General features: G+C 45.9%; 19 protein-coding genes. 16 read left to right on the top strand and 3 right to left on the bottom strand.

Features of this window, described 5'->3' with window-relative positions; all coding sequences use genetic code 11:
- Positions 1–7: 7 nt before the first annotated feature.
- Positions 8–1705: a [FeFe] hydrogenase, group A gene (locus MUB50_RS04450; RefSeq protein WP_118514459.1), complete on the top strand. Its 1698-nt coding sequence runs from the start codon at positions 8–10 to the stop codon at positions 1703–1705.
- Positions 1706–1849: 144 nt separating this feature from the next.
- On the top strand, positions 1850–3319 hold the full coding sequence (spoIVA, locus tag MUB50_RS04455) for a stage IV sporulation protein A (protein ID WP_118624892.1): 1470 nt from the start codon (positions 1850–1852) through the stop codon (positions 3317–3319).
- Between the two features lie 36 nt (positions 3320–3355).
- Here the strand turns inward: spoIVA and MUB50_RS04460 are convergent, their stop codons facing one another.
- Positions 3356–3517, bottom strand: a complete 162-nt coding sequence (locus MUB50_RS04460) for a hypothetical protein (protein ID WP_015525281.1) — start codon at positions 3515–3517, stop codon at positions 3356–3358.
- A 128-nt stretch (positions 3518–3645) separates the two neighbouring features.
- Here MUB50_RS04460 and MUB50_RS04465 point away from each other — a divergent pair, with 128 nt between their 5' ends.
- The 3 genes from MUB50_RS04465 to MUB50_RS04475 all read left to right on the top strand — a co-directional run bounded on the left by MUB50_RS04465 (position 3646) and on the right by MUB50_RS04475 (position 6266).
- On the top strand, positions 3646–3918 hold the full coding sequence (locus tag MUB50_RS04465; RefSeq protein ID WP_118624890.1) for a hypothetical protein: 273 nt from the start codon (positions 3646–3648) through the stop codon (positions 3916–3918).
- Positions 3919–4066: 148 nt separating this feature from the next.
- Positions 4067–4891: a S8 family peptidase gene (locus tag MUB50_RS04470; RefSeq protein WP_118514453.1), complete on the top strand. Its 825-nt coding sequence runs from the start codon at positions 4067–4069 to the stop codon at positions 4889–4891.
- A gap of 163 nt (positions 4892–5054) precedes the next feature.
- Positions 5055–6266, top strand: coding sequence for an NADP-dependent isocitrate dehydrogenase (locus tag MUB50_RS04475; RefSeq protein WP_118514451.1), 1212 nt, complete (start codon positions 5055–5057; stop codon positions 6264–6266).
- 121 nt (positions 6267–6387) lie between these two features.
- On the opposite strand, the gene MUB50_RS04480 is transcribed toward MUB50_RS04475, so the two are convergent.
- Positions 6388–7185 (bottom strand): sirohydrochlorin cobaltochelatase, encoded by a 798-nt coding sequence (locus MUB50_RS04480; RefSeq protein WP_118514449.1) that lies wholly within the window; start codon positions 7183–7185, stop codon positions 6388–6390.
- 201 nt (positions 7186–7386) lie between these two features.
- Here MUB50_RS04480 and hemA point away from each other — a divergent pair, with 201 nt between their 5' ends.
- The 7 genes from hemA to MUB50_RS04515 all read left to right on the top strand — a co-directional run bounded on the left by hemA (position 7387) and on the right by MUB50_RS04515 (position 15016).
- Complete coding sequence (gene hemA / locus MUB50_RS04485; RefSeq protein ID WP_118624888.1) at positions 7387–8616, top strand: glutamyl-tRNA reductase; 1230 nt, start codon at positions 7387–7389, stop codon at positions 8614–8616.
- A complete protein-coding gene (locus MUB50_RS04490; RefSeq protein ID WP_118514445.1) occupies positions 8606–9097 on the top strand; it encodes a precorrin-2 dehydrogenase/sirohydrochlorin ferrochelatase family protein in 492 nt (163 codons plus the stop codon). Before hemA ends, MUB50_RS04490 begins: the two co-directional genes overlap by 11 nt.
- A complete protein-coding gene (gene hemC / locus MUB50_RS04495) occupies positions 9084–9977 on the top strand; it encodes a hydroxymethylbilane synthase (RefSeq protein ID WP_334303619.1) in 894 nt (297 codons plus the stop codon). The genes MUB50_RS04490 and hemC overlap by 14 nt, the downstream gene beginning before the upstream one ends.
- Entirely contained in the window at positions 9974–11479 is a 1506-nt protein-coding gene (gene cobA, locus MUB50_RS04500; protein ID WP_118624884.1) for a uroporphyrinogen-III C-methyltransferase, read from the top strand. The genes hemC and cobA overlap by 4 nt, the downstream gene beginning before the upstream one ends.
- A 2-nt stretch (positions 11480–11481) precedes the next feature.
- On the top strand, positions 11482–12465 hold the full coding sequence (hemB, locus tag MUB50_RS04505; protein ID WP_118624882.1) for a porphobilinogen synthase: 984 nt from the start codon (positions 11482–11484) through the stop codon (positions 12463–12465).
- Positions 12465–13745, top strand: coding sequence for a glutamate-1-semialdehyde 2,1-aminomutase (gene hemL, locus MUB50_RS04510; protein ID WP_015525262.1), 1281 nt, complete (start codon positions 12465–12467; stop codon positions 13743–13745). The genes hemB and hemL overlap by 1 nt, the downstream gene beginning before the upstream one ends.
- A 188-nt stretch (positions 13746–13933) precedes the next feature.
- Positions 13934–15016 (top strand): lactonase family protein, encoded by a 1083-nt coding sequence (locus MUB50_RS04515; RefSeq protein ID WP_118369173.1) that lies wholly within the window; start codon positions 13934–13936, stop codon positions 15014–15016.
- A 129-nt stretch (positions 15017–15145) separates the two neighbouring features.
- Here the strand turns inward: MUB50_RS04515 and aroC are convergent, their stop codons facing one another.
- On the bottom strand, positions 15146–16240 hold the full coding sequence (gene aroC, locus MUB50_RS04520; protein ID WP_118624880.1) for a chorismate synthase: 1095 nt from the start codon (positions 16238–16240) through the stop codon (positions 15146–15148).
- Positions 16241–16466: 226 nt separating this feature from the next.
- On the opposite strand from aroC, the gene MUB50_RS04525 reads away from it, so the two are divergent.
- Genes MUB50_RS04525 through MUB50_RS04540 form a run of 4 tightly spaced genes read left to right on the top strand, consistent with a single transcriptional unit; the run spans position 16467 to position 21135 of the window.
- Positions 16467–17408, top strand: coding sequence for a magnesium transporter CorA family protein (locus tag MUB50_RS04525; protein WP_022426904.1), 942 nt, complete (start codon positions 16467–16469; stop codon positions 17406–17408).
- Between the two features lie 30 nt (positions 17409–17438).
- Positions 17439–18329 (top strand): hypothetical protein, encoded by an 891-nt coding sequence (locus MUB50_RS04530; RefSeq protein WP_118514435.1) that lies wholly within the window; start codon positions 17439–17441, stop codon positions 18327–18329.
- Between the two features lie 27 nt (positions 18330–18356).
- Entirely contained in the window at positions 18357–19793 is a 1437-nt protein-coding gene (gene pyk / locus MUB50_RS04535; RefSeq protein WP_118514433.1) for a pyruvate kinase, read from the top strand.
- Between the two features lie 52 nt (positions 19794–19845).
- On the top strand, positions 19846–21135 hold the full coding sequence (locus tag MUB50_RS04540; protein WP_059085911.1) for a diaminopimelate decarboxylase: 1290 nt from the start codon (positions 19846–19848) through the stop codon (positions 21133–21135).
- Positions 21136–21183: the final 48 nt, after the last annotated feature.

Raw genomic sequence — 21183 nt, forward strand, 5'->3', positions numbered from 1 at the left:
ATATCTTATGGGTACAATGACAATTGACGGAAGAAAAGTAGAATTTACCGACGAAAAAAATGTCCTGACAGTCATCAGGAATGCCGGTATCAATATCCCCACACTGTGCTATCATTCAGAGGTTTCCACATTTGGTGCCTGTCGTCTCTGTACAGTTGAGGATGACAGAGGCAAGACATTTGCTTCCTGTTCCGAGCAGCCGAGAGACGGAATGGTTATCTATACCAATTCCGGCCGTATTAAGAAATATCGTAAACTGATCGTGGAGCTGCTTCTTGCAGCACATTGCCGTGACTGTACAACCTGTGTAAAGAGCGGCGAATGTATCCTGCAGGAGCTGGCACATCGCCTTGGTGTGCGTAATATCCGCTTCGAAAATACAAGAGAACAGCATGAGATCGATGACAGTTCACCGTCCATCATCCGTGATCCGAACAAATGTATCCTCTGCGGCAACTGTGTACGTGCCTGCGAGGAGCTTCAGGGAATCGGAGCTCTTGGATTCGCATTCCGTGGAACAGAAGCCATGGTTATGCCTGCATTCAATAAAAAGATTGCTGAGACACAGTGTGTAAACTGTGGTCAGTGCCGTGTTTACTGTCCGACAGGTGCGATCTCTATCCGTACACATATGGATGAAGTATGGGATGCACTGGCTGATAAGAATACTCGTGTTGTTGCACAGGTTGCACCGGCAGTTCGTGTTGCAGTTGGTGATCATTACGGACTTGCCAAAGGCAGAAGTGTTATGGGTAAAATCGTTAACGCGCTTCACAGAATGGGCTTTGACGAAGTATACGATACCACATTCAGTGCCGACCTTACCATCATGGAAGAGACCAAGGAGTTCCTAAACAGAGTGGAGAAGGGTGAGAATCTTCCGCTTCTGACTTCCTGCTGTCCTGCATGGGTGAAGTTTATCACTGATCAATATAAAGAATATGTTCCGAACATTTCTACCTGCCGTTCCCCACAGGGAATGATGTCTGCGGTTATCAAGGAATACTTCCGTGATCCGGAGCATGCAGCAGGCAAGAAGACCGTTATGGTTTCCATTATGCCATGTACAGCCAAGAAGGCAGAGGCAATCCGCCCGAACAGCTTTACCGATGGCGAGCAGGATACCGATATCGTTATCACAACCACAGAGCTTCTCCGCATGATCGATAACTTTGGTCTTGATTTTGCAACACTGGATCCGGAAGCATGTGATATGCCGTTTGGATTTGGTTCCGGCGGTGGCGTTATCTTCGGTGTTACCGGTGGTGTTACCGAGGCAGTTCTTCGAAGACTGAGCCCGGATCACAGCAAGGAAGCCATGCATGAGATTGCAGAGTGCGGTGTTCGTGGTGAAGAGGGAATCAAGGAATTTACCGTGCCGTATAAAGGAATGGATATCAATGTATGTGTTGCCAGCGGCCTTGCAAATGCAAGAATCGTTATGGAACGTGTAAAGAACGGTGAGGCAAACTATCATCTGATCGAGGTTATGGCGTGCCGCCGTGGATGTATCATGGGTGGTGGTCAGCCGACCAGATCCGGTGACAGGACCAAGGCAGCCAGAGCAAGGGGTCTGTATAATGCAGATAATACCATGATCATCAAGAAATCCGATGAGAACCCGCTGGTTCTGGAGCTTTATGAGGGACTTCTCAAGGGCAAGGAGCATCATCTGCTTCATAATGAGTTTTATATTAAAGACTGATGTAAGGAATACAAATGGCTGCTGTTCTCGTTGAACAGCAGCATATAAGAAGCCTTCCGGGCATATACTGTGGTATGCGGGAACTATCTTTTGCAGATGGTTTCCGGAGCTTACAGGCCAGTATATGCAGGGAGGCTTTTTTATATGGAAAACTTTCAGGTTTACCGTGATATCCAGGCACGGACGGGCGGGGATATCTACATAGGGGTTGTGGGCCCGGTCCGTACAGGAAAATCCACATTTATCCGGAGATTTATGGAACTGGTGGCACTGCCTGCGCTTAGTGAGGGAAAAAGAGCAGAGCTTCAGGATGAACTGCCGCTCAGTGGCGCCGGGAAAATGATCACAACTGTAGAACCCAAATTCATTCCAAAAGAAGCGGTGGAGGTATCCATAGGGGAAAATCAGAAGATCCGGGTAAAGCTTATTGACTGTGTGGGCTTTTTGGTAAAGAATGCATCCGGAAATGTGGAAGAAGGCAGGGAACGGATGGTCAAAACACCATGGCAGGAAAAAGCAATCCCGTTTCATGATGCGGCCCGGATCGGGACGGAAAAAGTGATCAGCCAGCATTCCACCATTGGAATTGTAGTTACAACAGATGGAAGCTTCGGGGAAATTCCAAGAGAAAATTTTATTCCGGCAGAAGAACAGACGATAAAAGAGCTGAAAGCCCAGGGAAAACCCTTTCTGATCCTGGTAAACTCCCAGACTCCCTACAGTGAGGAAACCGGAAAAACTGTAAAACATCTGGAAGAGAAATTCGGAGTATCCGTTCTGGCAGTCAACTGTGAACAGCTTAGAAAAGAGGATGTGACCAGGATCCTGGAGAAGATCCTTTATGAATTCCCGGTTAGTGAGATAGAGCTTTTTGTTCCCAGATGGGTGGAGATGCTTTCTCCGGAACATGAGGTAAAGGCGGCTCTGTTAAATGAGATTCGGGAAAAGATGACAAGACTTACTCATGTGCGTGATGTAAGCAGAGAATCGGTATATCTGGAATGTCCATATGTGGAAGATACATTGCTTGAACAGATCAGTCTTTCCGATGGAAAAGTCCGTATCCGGATCGCAGTAAAAGACATTTATTATTATCAGATGCTCAGTGAAATGAGCGGGATATCCATGGAAAGCGAATATGAACTGATCCAGACCATAAAAGAGCTTGCCGGTATGAAGGAACAATTTGTAAAAGTCCAGGCTGCCCTGGAAGCGGTAAAAGGAACAGGGTATGGGGTTGTTGTGCCTGAGCTTTCCGAGATCACTATTGAGGAACCTGAGGTGATCCGTCAGGGAAATAAATTCGGAGTAAAGATCCGGTCAAAAAGTCCGTCCATTCATATGATCCGGGCGGAGATCGAAACGGAGATCGCTCCGATCGTTGGTACAGAACAGCAGGCGGAGGATCTGATAAAGTATATCAGAGAAAGTCCGGAGCGAGGGGAAAGTATCTGGGAGACCAATATTTTCGGAAAATCCATCCAGCAGCTGGTGGAAGACGGAATCCGGAACAAGCTGGCCATGATCAGTGAAGAAAGTCAGGTGAAGCTTCAGGATACTATGAAGAAGATCGTAAACGACAGCAAAGGCGGACTGGTGTGTATCATCATATGAATGGAGAATAGAATTGCAAAGCAAAAAGGACGTTCTTCAGCAGACGTCCTTTTTTTGATGTTGTTTTTTCCATTCTGCGATAAACTGAAGCTGTTCCTGGTCAGATAGTTCCTGGGAAGCGGCGTCATTTCCTGCAGCGGCACAGCAGAAAAGAACAAAGATCTGGAGTCCGAAGAATACAAGAAAAAAGAGAAGCATAGAAAAACCTCCTTTATTTTTCAGATATGTTAAGTATTGGAGGAGATAATGTATTTTATACATTATATTGCAAGAAAATCTAATTATCACCGGGTATGAAGATTTTTAAAACAGGAGGAAAAGAAACCATGAAAAAGAGAAGATTCGCACAGCTTGTTCTCATGATCACAATGCTGTTTTGCCTGACATTTGGTACAGTGTGTGCGCAGGCGGCAACAACAGCAACCACAACAACCGCAAAAGCAGCCATTAAAAATGGCTGGAAAAAAGAGGGCGGCCAGTATTATTACTACATAGGACAGGCTAAGGGCTGGCATACCGGTGTTTATGGAAACTACAGCTACGGAATGGACAATCAGATCCAGAAAACAGTTGATTTCCGTACAGGAAGAGGAAACTAAATAAAAAATATACAGCAAAGATCCCGGGGATTCAGATGTAAGATCCCGGGGTCTTTTTATATAAAACGAGTAGCGGGAAAGATGGCCGCAGAATAAGCTAAAGAAAGGTCAGCTGTCCGACGGGAGAGCTTTGGAAAGGTATAAAAGGATGTATACAGGGAAAGGGATAGGCGTGGCAGTTCTGGATACCGGTATTTTTCCCCATATAGATTTTGGCAGCCGTATTTCCGTGTTTCGTGATTTTACAGGAATCAGACGCAGCCCATATGATGATAACGGACATGGGACTCATGTCAGCGGGATCCTTGCAGGGGACGGAACTGCATCAGGTGGAAAATATAAAGGGGCTGCACCTGGCTGTAGTATCGCTGCTCTGAAGGTTCTGGATCGTTTCGGGAACGGAAGCAGGGAGGATGTGATGCGGGCATTTCGGTGGATCATGGAGTTTGGAAGCATTTATCATATCCGTATCGTTAATATTTCAGTGGGAACAACATCCCGGGATCATAAGGAACAGACAGATCTTCTTGAAGGAGTGGAAAAACTCTGGGATCTGGGATTTGTGGTGGTAGCTGCAGCAGGAAATCAGGGACCGGGGGCCGGCACGGTAACAGCACCGGGAAGCAGCCGGAAGATCATTACCGTAGGCTCCAGTGATATGCTGAATGGCAGAAAGGCAGTTTCCGGAAGAGGCCCTACCTTTGACTGTGTATGCAAACCGGATCTGGTAGCGCCGGGAAGCCAGGTCATTGCCTGTGCACCGGGACTGCCGTACTCATATGGGCTCAAAAGCGGAACCTCCATGTCGACGCCTCTGGTGTCAGGAGGAATCGCCTGCCTTCTGGAAAAAGATCCTCGGCTTTCTAATGTAGAGGTAAAGATGTTGTTAAGAGAAAGTGCAGAAGATATGGGACTTCCCAGAAATCAGCAGGGATGGGGAAAATTTAACTGTGAAAAACTGTTGGCAGGTTGAATTATTATACAATTCTTATAAACAAAGCGTGGTAACGCACAAAAGCGTTGACGGAACCGGAAAATATGAGTACAATGTACAGTAAAAGTGCTGAAGAAAGATTCTAAAGGAAAGAGCACCTGGAATCCGAACAGGAGAATAAACCTCAAAAGGAGAAAATAATATGGAAAAAATCAAAATGCAGACACCTTTAGTTGAGATGGACGGAGACGAGATGACCCGTATCCTGTGGCAGATCATCAAGGATGAACTTCTCACACCGTATCTGGAACTGAATACAGAATATTATGATCTTGGTCTTGAGCACAGAAATGAGACAGATGATCAGGTTACCATTGATGCAGCAGAAGCAACCAAAAAATACGGAGTAGCCGTAAAATGTGCCACGATCACACCAAATGCAGCCAGAATGGAAGAGTACGACCTGAAAAAAATGTACAAAAGTCCAAACGGAACGATCCGTGCCATTCTTGATGGAACTGTATTCCGTGCGCCGATCGTTGTAAAGGGAATCGAGCCATGTGTAAAGAACTGGGTGAAACCGATCACACTTGCACGTCATGCATATGGAGATATCTATAAGAATACAGAATTCTATATTGACAAGCCGGGAGATGCATATCTTGTATTTGAGGGCGAAGATGGAGAAGAGCGTAAGGAGCTGATCCAGCATTTTGACGGAGCAGGTGTTCTCCGTGGCATGCATAATCTTGATGATTCCGTAAAGAGCTTTGCGAGAAGCTGCTTTAATTATGCATTGGACACAAAGCAGGATGTATGGTTCGGAAGCAAGGATACCATTTCCAAAACATATGATGGAAGATTTAAAGAGATTTTCCAGCAGATATTTGATGCAGAGTTTAAGGATAAATTTGAGGAAGCTGGCCTGACCTATTTCTACAGTCTGATCGATGATATCGTAGCCCGTGTTATGAAGGCAGATGGCGGTTTTATCTGGGCATGCAAGAACTATGACGGAGATGTTATGAGTGACATGGTATCTTCCGCATTTGGCTCTCTTGCCATGATGACCTCTGTACTGGTATCACCGAAGGGATATTTTGAGTATGAGGCTGCCCACGGAACAGTTCAGAGACACTATTATCGTCATCTTGAGGGAAAAGAAACATCCACAAACTCCGTTGCAACGATCTTTGCATGGACAGGAGCTCTCCGCAAGAGAGGTGAACTGGACGGAAATGAGGCACTTGCTGATTTTGCAGAAAAACTGGAAAAAGCAACACTGGATACCATTGAAAGCGGAAAGATGACCAAGGATCTTGCATTGATCACTTCCCTGAAAGAGGTACAGGTATTGAACAGCAAAGAGTTTATCCTTGCTGTAAAGACAAAACTGGATGAACTGATGGCATAAATAACAGAAATTTCAGAACTTCAAGTAATCTCATAAAAATAAAAAACTGCACCGGAAGATCCTGGGATGGATCACGGTGCAGTTTTTTCATGAGGGATATATGTGGATCATCTTATCTCTGTCAGACCGAAGCGTTCATGGCCTGCTGTACATGTTCCACAAGGATCTGCCGGACCTGGGGATATTCTCCAAGTCCCTTCAGTACAGGGGTGACTTCATATCCTTCGGAAGAAAGACGGTTCATCCAGGAGTCCGAATCTGCACCGGCCAGATCGTTCTGTGCATGGTCGCCGGCTACGATCATGAAAGGCGCCAGCACGATCTTTTTCGGATGAAAGCTGTCGGCAGCCCGGAGAAGGGAGTCCAGGGCCGGATAGGCTTCTACAGTTCCAAGAAAAATATTTTTATGTCCGGTATCTTTAAAACGGTAATCCAAAGCAGCATAAACCGTGTTTGCGTAGTGCTCTGTTCCATGTCCCATCAGTACAAGTGCAGTGTCCGGATCCATGTCCCGGAATTCATCTGCAACTACCCGGACGATCGCCTGGTTATCTTCTTCCGTTGTGAGAAGAGGATTTCCGAAAACAATACTGGAAAAACGGTCACGAAAAGAAAGCGCATCGGCTTTCATCTGATCATTTTCGATACCGTTGATCACATGAGTCGGCTGTACGATCACATCGGTGATACCATCCAGAAGCATCTGTTCCAGAGCTTCCTTTACCGTGTGGATCGTAAGACCGTCCCGCTTTTTCAGTTTGGCAATGATCATTTTGCTTGTCCATGCACGGTAGGTGGGACAGGCAGGGAATGCATCGGCAATATCGTGCTCGATGGCTTCGATGGTAAGTTTACGGGTGTTTTCATAGCTTGTGCCGAAACTTACTACTAGGATCGCTTTTTTTGAAGCTGAGTTCATACGGGGATTTCCTCCATCCTGATAATTATGGTGATTATGATAAACTCTTTATATTTCTCCGCTGGAATATAAAGATAATCCGCAATTTCTACCATAAGATATTATAAAAGGGAGGGCTGACATTGTCAATCGTAGTTGACTTTCCCTGTGGAAATGTTTATCATTATAAAAGATTGTGAAAACAAAGGAGAAACGTAGGACATGAGTATATTCATGCTTGGAATCGATCATAATATGGCACCTGTAGATGTCAGAGCGCAGTTTGCCTTTACCCGCAAAAATACCGGAGAGGCGCTGCACAGGCTGAAAGAAGAAGCTGGGATCTGCGGGTGTATTATTCTGTCGACCTGTAACCGGCTGGAACTGTGGGTAAGTACTGCAGATGAGAAGAAGCCGTACCTGTATCAGTGGCTTTGTTCGTTGAAAGGTGTGCAGGGAGAACAATACCAGAAGTATTTTACCAGCAGAGAAAATGAAGAGGCGGTGGAGCACCTTTTTTATCTTACCAGCGGACTGAAATCCCAGATTCTGGGGGAAGATCAGATCCTGACCCAGGTAAAAGAGGCGTTGAGCATGTCAAGGGATGAGTTTACCACAGACAGTGTTCTGGAGGTGCTTTTCCGTATGGCGGTAACTGCAGGCAAGAAGATCAAAACGGAAGTGCCGTTTTCCCATGGAAATCCTTCTGTGATCCATCAGGCTATCCGTTTTCTGGCAGAAGGCGGTTACGATGTTCGCAATAAAGTCTGTATGGTGATCGGAAACGGTGAGATGGGGAAGATGGCTGCCCAGACACTGCGTGAAGCAGGAGCGGATGTGACGGTTACGATCCGTCAGTACAGAAGTGGTGTTGTGAGTATTCCGGTTGGATGCAGCAGGATCAATTATGGTGAGAGAATGGACTATCTGCCGGAGTGTGACCTGGTGGTCAGCGCAACAGCAAGCCCCAATTATACACTGACGGAAGAATTGTTTGAGGATGTACGTGTGGAACGACCTATGATCCTTATCGATCTGGCAGTTCCAAGAGATATTGATCCGGAGATCCGAAAAAAAGATAACATCACACTTTATGATATGGACAGCTTCCGAACCGACGAGACACCGAAGGAACTTGCAGATAACCTGGAAGCAGCAGGCTCCATTGTGAAGGACCAGATGAACGAATTTTTCCAGTGGCTGGAAGGTCGTGATATCATCCCGCGCATCCAGGAGATCAAAGCGGATGCTGTGGAAGATCTGAACCTGAGGATCGAAAAAATCTTCCGGAAAACTCCTATGGAGGATTCAGACAGAGAAAACCTGAAAAAAGCAGTGGATATTGCAGCCGGAAAGGTTGTAAACAAGCTGATCTTCGGGCTTCGGGACAGTCTGAATCAGGATGCTTTTCTGGAATGTGTGGAAGGACTGGAGAAACTTTATGAAGAATAAACCTTATTTCCCCATGTTTATAGACCTGTCCGATAAAAATATCGTTGTGGCAGGAGGCGGCAATATTGCTACCAGAAGAATAAAGACTCTTCTGAAATTTACAAGAAATATCACAGTGGTGGCTACAAAAGTGACCCAGGAACTTATGGACCTTGGAAAAGCAGGAACTGTAACTTTACATATCCGTCCCGTGAAACGTTCAGACTTTGCCAACGCATATATGGTGATCGCAGCCACCAATGACTGGAAGCTGAATGATGAGATCCACCGTGTCTGTAAGGAGGAGGGCATTTATGTCAATGTAGCCTCCGACCGGGAAGCCTGTGATTTTTATTTCCCAGGCGTATATATGCGGGATGAAATGGTAGTTGGAGTTACAGCCAGCGGACTGGATCATAAAAAAGCAAAGCGTGTAAGGGAAGAAATCCAGAAAGCGCTGGAAAAAGTACTGGGAGAGCAGGATGAAGATGAAGAGAGATAAGATCGTGATCGGCAGCAGAGAGAGTAAGCTTGCAGTGCTGCAGAGCGAAATGGTCCGTGACTACATAAAAGAAAAAAATCCGGATCTGGAAGTGGAAATCCTCACTATGAAAACTACCGGGGATATCATTCTGGACCGTACACTGGATAAGGTTGGCGGAAAAGGGCTTTTTGTAAAGGAACTGGATAAAGCACTGATAGATGGAAGAAGTATTCTTTCTGTACACAGCCTGAAAGATATGCCTATGGAGGTTCCGGAGGAACTGCCGCTGCTGGCTTTTTCCAAAAGAGAAGATCCGAGAGACGTACTGGTTCTTCCTGATGGAGTTTCTGAACTTGATAAAAGCAAGCCCCTTGGGTGCTCCAGCTTAAGGAGAACCTTACAGCTTAAAAAACTGTATCCGGATATGGATGTCAGAAGTATCCGCGGAAATCTTCAGACAAGACTCCGGAAGCTGGATGAAGGACAGTACAGTGCATTGATCCTGGCTGCTGCCGGTCTTAAGAGACTTGGATTGGAATCCAGGATCAACCGGTATTTTACAGCAGATGAGATCATTCCGGCTGCTGGTCAGGGAATCCTTGCTGTACAGGGAAGAAAAGGGGAAGCTTATGATTTCCTGGAGGACTACTGTGATAAGGATGCCTGGGCCGCGGGAAGTGCGGAGCGTGCTTTTGTAAAGCTCCTGGATGGAGGATGCTCTTCTCCGGTGGCTGCCCATGCGGAAATTCTCGGGGATGAGATCTATCTCAGAGGGCTTTATTATAATGAAAAAGACGGTTCCTATGTAACAGGAACACTGCGTGGCAATAAGGCAGATGCGGAAAGCTTAGGCAGGGAACTGGCAGAAACTCTTCGGAAAAAAGGAGAAAACAGATGAAAACAGGAAAAGTATGGCTGGTAGGAGCGGGTCCTGGCGATATCGGCCTTTTTACATTAAAAGGCCTCAAAGTGCTAGAACAGGCAGATGTGGTCGTCTATGACAGTCTGGTAGGTCAGGGAGTTCTGTCAAGAATCCCGGAAAATGTCAAGCTGATCAATGTAGGCAAACGTGCCAGTCACCATATCATGCGTCAGGAAAATATCAATCAGGTACTTCTTGAGGAGGCACAGCGGGGTCTTCGTGTGGTGCGCCTGAAAGGCGGAGATCCATTCCTCTTTGGAAGAGGAGGAGAGGAACTGGAGCTTCTTCGGGAGAATGGGATTCCTTATGAGGTTGTTCCGGGTGTTACTTCCTCCATTGCAGTACCGGCATATAACGGGGTTCCGGTAACACACAGGGATTTCTGTTCTTCAGTCCACATCATTACAGGACATAAGAGGGCCGGAGAAGAATACGATATAGACTTCCGTGCGCTTGTTGATACAAAGGGAACTCTTGTGTTTCTGATGGGCGTGTCCGCGCTTCCGGATATCTGCGAGGGTCTGATAGGTGCAGGAATGGAAAAGGATATGCCTGCGGCGATCCTGCAGAAGGGAACTACAGCAGGTCAGAAACGGATCGTAGCAACAGTTTCTACCCTGGAAGAAGAGGTGAAACGTCAGGGAATCGAGACCCCGGCGATCATTGTGGTGGGTAAGGTGTGTACACTGGCAGAGAAGTTTGGCTGGTATGAAGAACTGCCGCTTTCAGGATGGAAAGTCCTTGTCACAAGACCGAAAGAGCTTGTTTCCAGAACTGCGGACAAGCTTCGTGAAAAAGGCGCGGAGGTTCTGGAACTTCCGGCGATCCGTACTGTCCCCATGGAAGACCAGAACCGTCTCTATAAAGCACTGGATCACCTGGAGGAATATCAGTGGCTTGTATTTACCAGCCCTACAGGTGTAAGGGTATTTTTTGAGGAACTGATCCGTCATGGAAAAGATATCCGTGCCATGGGAAATGCCCGTTTGGCCGTGATCGGGGAAGGAACAAAAAAGGCCCTGAAGGAAAGAGGTCTGCTGGCAGATTTTGTGCCTTCGGTATATGACGGGGATACTCTTGGAAAGGAACTTTCAGAGCTTCTCTCCGGTGGAGAAAAGATACTCATCCCGCGGGCAGAAAAGGGAAATGAAAAACTCACTGCATTTCTTGCACAGGCAGGTGCTGTGATCGAGGATGTTCCGACCTATCAGACTCTTTACGAAAAGAGCCAGCTCATCGATGAGAAGAAGGAATTTGAAACAGGACAGATCAGCTGTGCGGTGTTTACAAGTGCCTCCACTGTGAAGGGATTTGTGGAGGGAACAAAAGGACTGGATTATTCAAAGGTTAAGGCAGCCTGCATCGGCAGACAGACGAAGGCGGCTGCTGAGAGCTTTGGAATGAAAGCATATATGTCAGAAAAAGCCACCATTGACAGTCTTGTCAAGCTGGTGGAGGATATGAAAAGGAGCGAATGATCATGGAACTGACAAAAAGACCAAGAAGATTAAGAGGCAGCGAAAACCTTCGTAAAATGGTACGTGAGACAAGAATGGATAAATCTTCTCTTATGTATCCTATGTTCGTAATGGAAGGAGAAAATAAGGAAGAAGAAATTCCGTCCATGACTGGGCAGTACCGTTACAGCCTGGACCGTCTTCCATATAAACTGGAGCAGCTTTCCAAAGCCGGTGTAGGCAGTGTGATGTTTTTTGGTATTCCTGACCATAAGGATGAAGTGGGCAGCGGTGCCTATGATCCGGAGGGAATCGTTCAGAGAGCTCTTCACATTGCAAAAGAGAAATTTCCGGAGCTTTATTATGTAACAGATGTATGCATGTGTGAGTATACTTCCCATGGCCATTGCGGTGTTCTCTGCGGTCATGATGTGGACAATGACAAGACGCTGGAGCTTCTTGCAAAAACAGCACTTTCCCACGTGGAGGCAGGTGCAGATATGGTTGCTCCGTCTGATATGATGGATGGTCGTGTTGCAGCAATCCGTCAGTGTCTGGACAAGGCCGGACACTACACAACACCGATCATGTCCTATGCAGTAAAATATGCTTCTGCATTTTATGGCCCGTTCCGTGAGGCTGCAGATTCTGCGCCGTCCTTTGGCGACAGAAAAAGCTACCAGATGGATCCGCACAACAGCAGAGAAGGACTGAAAGAGGCACTTGCAGATGTGGAAGAGGGCGCAGATATCATCATGGTAAAACCGGCTCTTGCATACCAGGACATGATCTGGCAGGTAAAGGAGATCACAAACGTTCCGGTTGCCGCATACAGTGTCAGTGGTGAGTATGCAATGGTAAAAGCAGCAGCTGCAAACGGCTGGATCGACGAAGAAAGGATCGTGGGCGAGATGGCTACCGGGGCATTCCGTTCCGGTGCGCAGATCTATCTTACCTATTATGCGGAGCTTCTGGCAAGACTTATGGATGAAGGGAGAATCGGCTGATGACAAGATCAGAACAGTTATTTGAGCGTGCGGTAAAAAGAATCCCGGGAGGCGTAAACAGCCCGGTAAGATCTTACGGAGCGATCGGTGAGGCACCTCGTTTTATTGAAAAAGCAGATAAATGCTACATCTATGATGTAGATGGAAACCGCTATGTGGATTACATTGATTCCTGGGGCCCGATGATCCTGGGACATAACTTCCCGGAGATCCGCGAGAGTGTGATCAAGGCCTGCGAAAATGGTCTGAGCTTTGGCTGTGCTACAGGAATCGAAGTAGAGATCGCTGAATTTATCTGTGAACATATTCCACATGTAGATATGATCCGTATGGTAAACTCAGGAACAGAGGCTGTTATGAGTGCCATCCGTGCAGCAAGAGGTTTTACCGGAAAAGACAAGATCATCAAATTTGCAGGCTGCTATCACGGACACAGTGACTGCCTTCTGGTAAGTGCCGGTTCCGGTGTCATGGCAAGTGGTATTCCGGACAGCGCCGGTGTTCCGAAGGGCTGTACACAGGATACTATGACGGCTACCTACAATGATGCCGCCAGTGTGGAAGCACTTCTCAAACAGGAAGAGGGAAATGTGGCAGCAGTGATCGTGGAAGCAGTAGGAGCAAACATGGGTGTGGTTCCTCCGAAACCAGGTTTCTTAAAGCGGCTTCGTGAGCTCTGCGATGAGCACAATTGTCTGCTGATCTTTGATGAAGTGATCACAGGCTTCCGACTTGCCTTTGGCGGAGCAGCAGAGTATTTTGGTATCCGTCCGGATCTTGTCACCTACGGGAAAATAATCGGCGCAGGAATGCCGGTAGGCGCTTATGGCGGACGTAAGGAGATCATGGATCTGATCTCACCGTGTGGTCCTGTATACCAGGCAGGTACCTTAAGCGGAAACCCGGTTGCCATGGCTGCAGGTTTCACACAGCTGAAATATCTCTATGAGCATCAGGAAATCTACAAAGATCTGGCTGCCAAAGGTGAGAAGCTTTACGGCGGCTTGAAGAAGATCGTGGAGGAAAAAGGTCTTCCATATCAGGTAAACTATGATTCTTCTCTGGCAAGTATTTTCTTTACAGACCAGGAGGTAAAAGACTATGTTTCTGCAAAAACATCCAACCTGGAGCTTTTTGCAAAATATTTCAAGGGAATGCTGAAACGAGGCATTCATCTTGCACCTTCCCAGTTTGAGGCGATGTTCCTTTCCACAGCGCATACAGATGAAGTAATTGATGAAACTCTGGAAGCAATGAGAGGCGCTTTGGGAGATCTGTAAAGAGGCGTAATGGATGCGCAGGAGCCGATCCATTTGCGTGGATCATGTGTGAACGCCATAGTGAACGGCAGCTTTGCGTAAAAAATTGCACAAAAGATAACAGGATGGTAACTTGTTCTTGCAGAAGCTTTGTGATAAAATAAACACAAAAATACGTAACCAATGTAAAAAGCAGGAGGCCAGAACTTATGGGAAAAAAGAAGTACGTGGCTTACGTGGGAACATATACCCATGGAACCAGTAAGGGAATTCAGGTATACGATGTAGATGTAGAAAAAGGAACACTCACAGAACGAAGCGAAGTGGAAGTCAGCAATGCTTCTCATCTGGCGGTATCAAAAAACGGTAAATATCTGTATTCCATTGAGGATGAAGGTGTAGCTGTATTTGAAAGAGACAAGAACGGTGATCTTACCCGCCTCAACAGTGTGGATATCAACGGAATGCGAGGCTGCTATCTTGCAACAGATGTGGACGGAAGATATCTTTATGTGGCAGGGTACCATGATGGTAAGGTAACGGTTGTACATACACATAAAGACGGCCGTCTGGGAAGTGTTATGGACGGCGTTTTCCACAAGGGACTTGGAAGCGTGGCAGAGCGTAACTTCCGTCCGCATGTTAATTGTGTACGTCCGACACCGGATAATAAGTATCTCTGTGCGGTAGATAATGGTATCGATCAGGTTAAGATCTATCGTATCAATAAGAAGAAAGACAAACTGGAGCTGGTTGACATTCTTCGCTGCCCGAGAGAGAGCGGCCCTCGTATCATCCGTTTCAGTGATGACGGAAGATTTGCATATCTTCTTTTTGAGCTCAGCAATGAGGTGAAGGTATACAGCTATGACGGAAGCGGTAAGAATCCGGAGTTCCAGCTGCTTCAGAGCATTACCACTCTTGGAAAAGAGGATTCCAATGATGCGCTTCATAACGCAGCTTCCGGTATGTCTCTTTCTGCGGACGGTAAATATCTTTTCTGTACAACAGCAGGGGAAAATACTGTGACTATGTATGCAGTAGACCAGGAAACAGGCCTTCTGACCAAGAAATTTACACTTCCGATCAGTGGTGATTACCCGAAGGATCTTATGATCTTCCCGGATAACAAGCATATTGCTGTTGCCAATCATGCCAGCAACAGTATTACCGTTTTCACTGTGGATTATGAAAAGAATATCATCATGATGAACGAAAAACCGAGAAAGATCGAGACACCGAACAGTATCCATATCTGGCCGGTACCGGATACATGCGAGCAGTTGGATTAAGATCGGGATTAATCAAAGTAAGCTTTATACAGGCGGACAAAAACAGACTCAGGGACGAGTAGGAACTTTCCCTGAGTCTGTCTTTTTTTGCACATTTATAATTTCTATCCGACAGGTCAAAATACGAAATTACCGCTGATAAAATTCGTGGATACGATCCATCCGTGCACTCATATTGTTAAAAAGCGCATCTGTAATGGTAAGTGCTGCCATAGCTTCCACAACGACTACTGCACGTGGTACGATCACCGGATCATGCCGGCCTTTGATCTCAAGCTCCAGATTTTCTCCGGTGTTGGTCACAGTAGACTGAGACTGACTGATGGAAGGCGTCGGTTTGATATGTGCACGGAGAATGATATCACTGCCGTCACTCATACCGCCCATAATACCACCTGCGTGGTTGGAGGTTTTGGAAATAATACCGTCTTTCTGTACAAAACCGTCGTTGTCTTCGGAACCGGTAAGACGTGTCACATTGATGCCGTCACCGATCTCAACAGCTTTTACAGCACCAATGGACATGATCGCATGAGCGAGGGTAGCATCCAGCTTGTCAAAAACCGTATCGCCCAGACCGGCAGGAACGTTTTTGATGCGGCATTCGATCACGCCGCCGGCACTGTCCTGACTGTTCAGGCACTGTTCGAGATAGGCAGATGCCTTTGCGGCTGCGTCGGCATCTGGCATGCAGAGTGCATTATTTCGGATCTCTTCTTCTGAGAAGGACCGGATCTCTACAGGACCGATGGATCTTGCGTAGGTAGTAAATGTAATGCCAAGTTCGTTTAACAGCTTGATGGCAATGGCACCGGCTGCCACACGTCCGGCGGTTTCTCTTCCGGAGGAGCGTCCACCTCCACGGTAATCACGGAATCCATATTTCTGTTCAAAGGTAAAGTCTGCGTGACCGGGACGATAGGAGTATGCGATATTTCCGTAATCTCTGGAACGCTGATCTGTATTGCGGATCAGAAGAGAAATTGGAGTACCGGTAGTCTTTCCTTCAAAAACTCCGGAAAGGATCTCCACCAGATCGCCTTCCTTACGGGCAGTTGTATAACGGCTCTGACCGGGCTTTCTCCGGTCAAGAAAAACCTGGATATCTTCTTCACAGAGAGAAAGACCTGCGGGACAGCCGTCGAGAACGGCACCGATGGCCTTGCCGTGAGATTCTCCCCAGGTGGTAACCACGAATTTTTTTCCGAATGATGACTGACTCATTTGTATAACTTCCTTTCGTTGGAATTCTGGAATCATTATATAGGAAGCCGGAAAAAATGTAAAGAACGTGGAATGCAGAATGAATTTTTATGTAAAGATCATGTGAAATTAATTAAAAGCCTTTTTAAAAAGAAAATGTATGAATTGACAAAGCTATTTTGACTATTTATAATAAAAAAGAATTTTGCTCTGGCAAAAGAAAAGCAAGAGAAGGGAAGTGGGAATCGTGGTAAGGATTTACAAGACAATAGACGGAGCCATCCACCAGATACAGGAACCGGAGGAAGGCTGCTGGATTGCGCTGACGAATCCGACGGCAACAGAGATTTTTGAATTTTCCGAGAAGTTTGATATAGAGGTTGACGATTTACGATCCCCTTTGGATGAGGAAGAACGGTCACGTATCGAAGTTGAGGATAATTATACACTGATCCTGGTTGACGTTCCTATGATCGAGGAACGTAATGACAAGGACTGGTATGGGACAATACCGCTTGGCATCATTGTGACGGGATCTATGATCTTTACCATCTGCCTGGAGGACACACCGGTTCTTACCAGATTTATGGAGGGAAGAGTCCGGAGCTTTTTTACCTATATGAAGACCCGTTTTATCTTTCAGATCCTTTACAGAAATGCGAGTATGTACCTGCGTTATCTGCGTATCATTGACAAAAAAAGTGAGCAGGTGGAAGAAAAACTGCATCTTTCCACAAGAAATGAGGAGCTGATCGAGCTTCTGGAGCTGCAGAAATCCCTGACTTATTTTATTACGTCACTCCGGTCTAACGAGGTTGTGCTGGAGAAGCTTCTGAAGATAGACAGCATCAAAAAATATCCGGAGGACACCGATCTTCTGGAGGATGTCATCACTGAGAATAAGCAGGCGATCGAAATGGCCAATGTGTACAGCGGTATCCTGAACGGAACTATGGATGCTTTTGCATCGATCATCTCCAACAATATGAATATCGTTATGAAAGTACTGGCGATCATTACCATTGTCATGAGTATTCCGACCATTGTGTTCAGTGCTTACGGAATGAATGTGGCTGGTTCCGGTATGCCTTTATCAAGGAGTCCATTGGGATTTCTGATCATTATCCTGATTTCTGTGGCGATTAGTGTTGTGGCAGCGATCATTCTTTCCAAGAAGCGATTTTTCTGATTTTCAAAAGTTTTCTGAAAGGAGATTTTAATGAAATTTATTGATAAGCTGGAACGTAAATTTGGAAGATTTGGGATTCCGAATCTGACTGTTTACATCATCGGATGCTATGTGCTGGGATATTTTCTGGCCATGTTTGCTCCGGGAGTTTTGAATATGCTGAGTCTTGATATGTCCATGGTCATGAAGGGACAGATCTGGAGACTGGTGACATGGGTGATCTATCCGCCATCCAGTGTGGGAGGAACCGGAAATCTTGTGATGTTCCTTCTCGCAATCTTTTTCTTCTATTATCCGATCGGTACTTCACTGGAACGTACCTGGGGAACTTTCCGGTACACATTGTATATTTTTTCAGGTGTTTTGTTTACTGTGATCGCAGCAGTGCTTTTACATGTATTTACAGGTGGTTATGTGGTGATGAACGGGATCGCCTACTCTCTTGGCGGAAATATTTTTACCACATATTATATCAGTCTTTCCATTTTCCTTGCCTATGCAGTCACATATCCGGATCTTCAGCTGCTTCTTATGTTTGTGATCCCGATCAGGATGAAATGGATGGCCTTTGTATACGGACTGTTTATTGCGTGGGATATCGTATCTTATCTTCGAGTCGGGCTTTGGGTAGGCGTGGTGCCGATCGTAGCATCACTTTTAAACTTTGTGATCTTTTATTTCAGTACCCGAGATATGAATCGTTACAATCCGAAGGAAATTCACAGGAGGCAGCAGTTTAAGAAGGCGATGGCTCCTTCCAGAACGGGCTCTGGTCCGGATGGGATCGCCAAGCATAAATGTGCGATCTGCGGACGTACTGAAAAGGATGATCCAAACCTGGAGTTCCGTTTCTGCTCAAAGTGCAACGGAAATTATGAATATTGTCAGGATCATTTATTTACACATAAACACGTACAGTAAAACGCACAAACGAAGGAGAGCATTATTATGAAAAAAACTAAGATTATCTGTACACTTGGACCTGCCAGCAATAACAGGGAAACTCTGAAGGCTCTTATGGAGAATGGAATGGATATTGCCAGATTCAACTTTTCTCACGGAGACCACGAGGAACAGAAGGGCCGTGTGGATATGATCAAAGAGCTTCGTGAGGAACTTGATATGCCTATTGCCATGCTTCTTGACACAAAGGGACCGGAGATCCGTACCAGACTTTTAAAGGACGGACAGAAGGTTAAGCTGGAAGCAGGAAAACAGTTTGTACTTGGAATTGGCGATTTTGAAGGCGACAGCACAAAGGTCGCTATCACATATGAGACACTTTACAAGGATGTAAAACCGGGAAACAGGATTCTCATTGATGATGGTCTGATTGAGCTTGAGGTTAAGACAATCAGGGGAACTGATATTGTCTGTGATATCTTAAACGGTGGTGAGCTGGGAGAGAAGAAGGGTGTGAATGTTCCCTATGTAAAAGTAAATCTTCCGGGAATCACAGAGCAGGATAAAAAGGATATCATCTTTGGTATCGAACAGAAATTTGATTTCATCGCGGCATCTTTTGTCCGTTCCGCAGAGGTGATCCGTGAGATCCGTAAGCTTCTGAATGATAATGGCGGAAAAGATATCGGTATTATCGCGAAGATCGAGAATGCAGAGGGTGTTGAGAATATTGATTCCATCATTGAAGCATCTGATGGTATCATGGTTGCCAGAGGAGATCTCGGTGTGGAAATTCCTGCAAGCCAGGTACCTCACATCCAGAAGGAGATCATCCGTAAGTGTAACGAACATTATACACCGGTTATTACGGCAACACAGATGCTTGATTCCATGATCCGTAATCCGCGTCCTACACGTGCAGAGGTAGCTGATGTTGCCAATGCGATCTACGACGGAACCGATGCGATCATGCTCTCCGGAGAGACAGCAGCCGGCAAATATCCGATTGATGCTCTTAAGATGATGGCAGATATCGCAGAGATGACAGAGCCGCATCTGGATTATAAAGTGTTTATTGAACATCGTTCCATGGACGGAAGAGAGAAGATCTCCAGTGCAGTGGCACTTGCAACGGTGCGTACTGCAAAGAACCTGAAGGCGAACGCTATCGTAACACCGACAATGAGTGGAAATACAGCCAGACTGATCTCCAATTTCCGCCCGAAGGTTCCGATCTATGCGATCACACCGAACTCAACTATCCAGCATAAACTTCAGCTGATCTGGGGTGTAACACCTCTGAAAGGATATCAGAGAGATACCACGGACCATATCATGTCTCAGGCTATGAATGTTGTCCGTAGCCGTCATCTGATACATAAAGGAGACCTTGTTGTATTTACAGCAGGAGACCCTGCGACCAACATGACAAACGGTCGTGGTGCAGTGACAAATATGATGCACGTGATCGAGGCAGAATAAGACTGAGGTTTCTTCGGGAATAGCAGTCGAAAAAACAGGAGATGCAGTTATTATGAAAAAAGAACCATTTGTGACACTTGAGAAACTCAACGAGATTACTGAAAAGTTTCCGACACCCTTCCATCTCTATGATGAGAAAGGAATCCGTGAGAATGCAAAAGCCCTGAAAGAGGCTTTTGCATGGAACAAAGGATTCAAGGAATTTTTTGCGGTAAAGGCAACACCGAATCCATATCTGATCAATATTCTGCAGGAGTATGGCTGTGGCTGCGACTGCTCCTCAGAAACAGAACTTATGATGGCCAAGGCAGTAGGCTGCAAAAAGGGCGATATCATGTTTTCTTCCAATGACACACCGGAGAAAGAGTTCAGATATGCAGATGAGATCGGTGGAATCATCAACCTTGATGACATCACACATATTGAGAGCGTAGAGAAAGCTCTCGGAAAAATCCCGGAAGTGATCAGCTGCCGTTACAATCCAGGTGGAGTATTCAAGATCAGTAACGGTATCATGGATAATCCCGGAGATGCAAAATACGGAATGACTACCGAGCAGATCTTTGACGCATTCCGTATCCTAAAATCCAAAGGTGCCAAAGAGTTCGGAATCCATGCATTCCTTGCAAGCAACACAGTGACAAATGATTATTATCCAATGCTTGCAAAGGTTATGTTTGAGCTTGCCGTGAAGCTTCAGAAGGAGACAGGTGCACACATTAAATTCATCAACCTTTCCGGTGGTATCGGAATTCCTTATAAACCGGATCAGGAGCCAAACGATATCCGTGTGATCGGTGAGGGTGTCCGAAAGGTTTATGAAGAAGTCCTTGTTCCGGAAGGAATGGGTGATGTTGCGATCTATACAGAGCTTGGCCGTTTCATGATGGGACCGTATGGCTGCCTTGTCACAAAAGCGATCCATGAGAAACATACACATAAAGAATATATCGGCGTAGATGCCTGCGCAGTAAATCTGATGCGTCCGGCTATGTATGGTGCTTATCATCACATTACGGTTATGGGTAAGGAGAACGAACCGTGTGATCATAAATATGATGTGACAGGTTCCCTCTGTGAGAATAATGATAAATTTGCCATTGACCGTATGCTTCCGAAAATCGATAAGGGAGATCTTCTTGTGATCCATGATACAGGTGCTCATGGTTTTGCAATGGGCTACAACTACAATGGTAAACTGAAATCTGCAGAGATCCTTCTTCATGAGGACGGCAGCTTTGAGATGATCCGTCGTGCCGAGACACCGAGAGATTATTTTGCAACATTTGACTGCTTCCCTGTTTTTGAGAAACTTCTTCAGGATGAAGACGAATTGAAATAAAATAGCAGAAATATATAAAAACAGCCTTCTGTGCATCCTGGTAATGAT

The sequence above is a fragment of the Blautia sp. NSJ-140 genome (assembly GCF_022868965.1).
Taxonomy (GTDB): domain Bacteria; phylum Bacillota; class Clostridia; order Lachnospirales; family Lachnospiraceae; genus Blautia_A.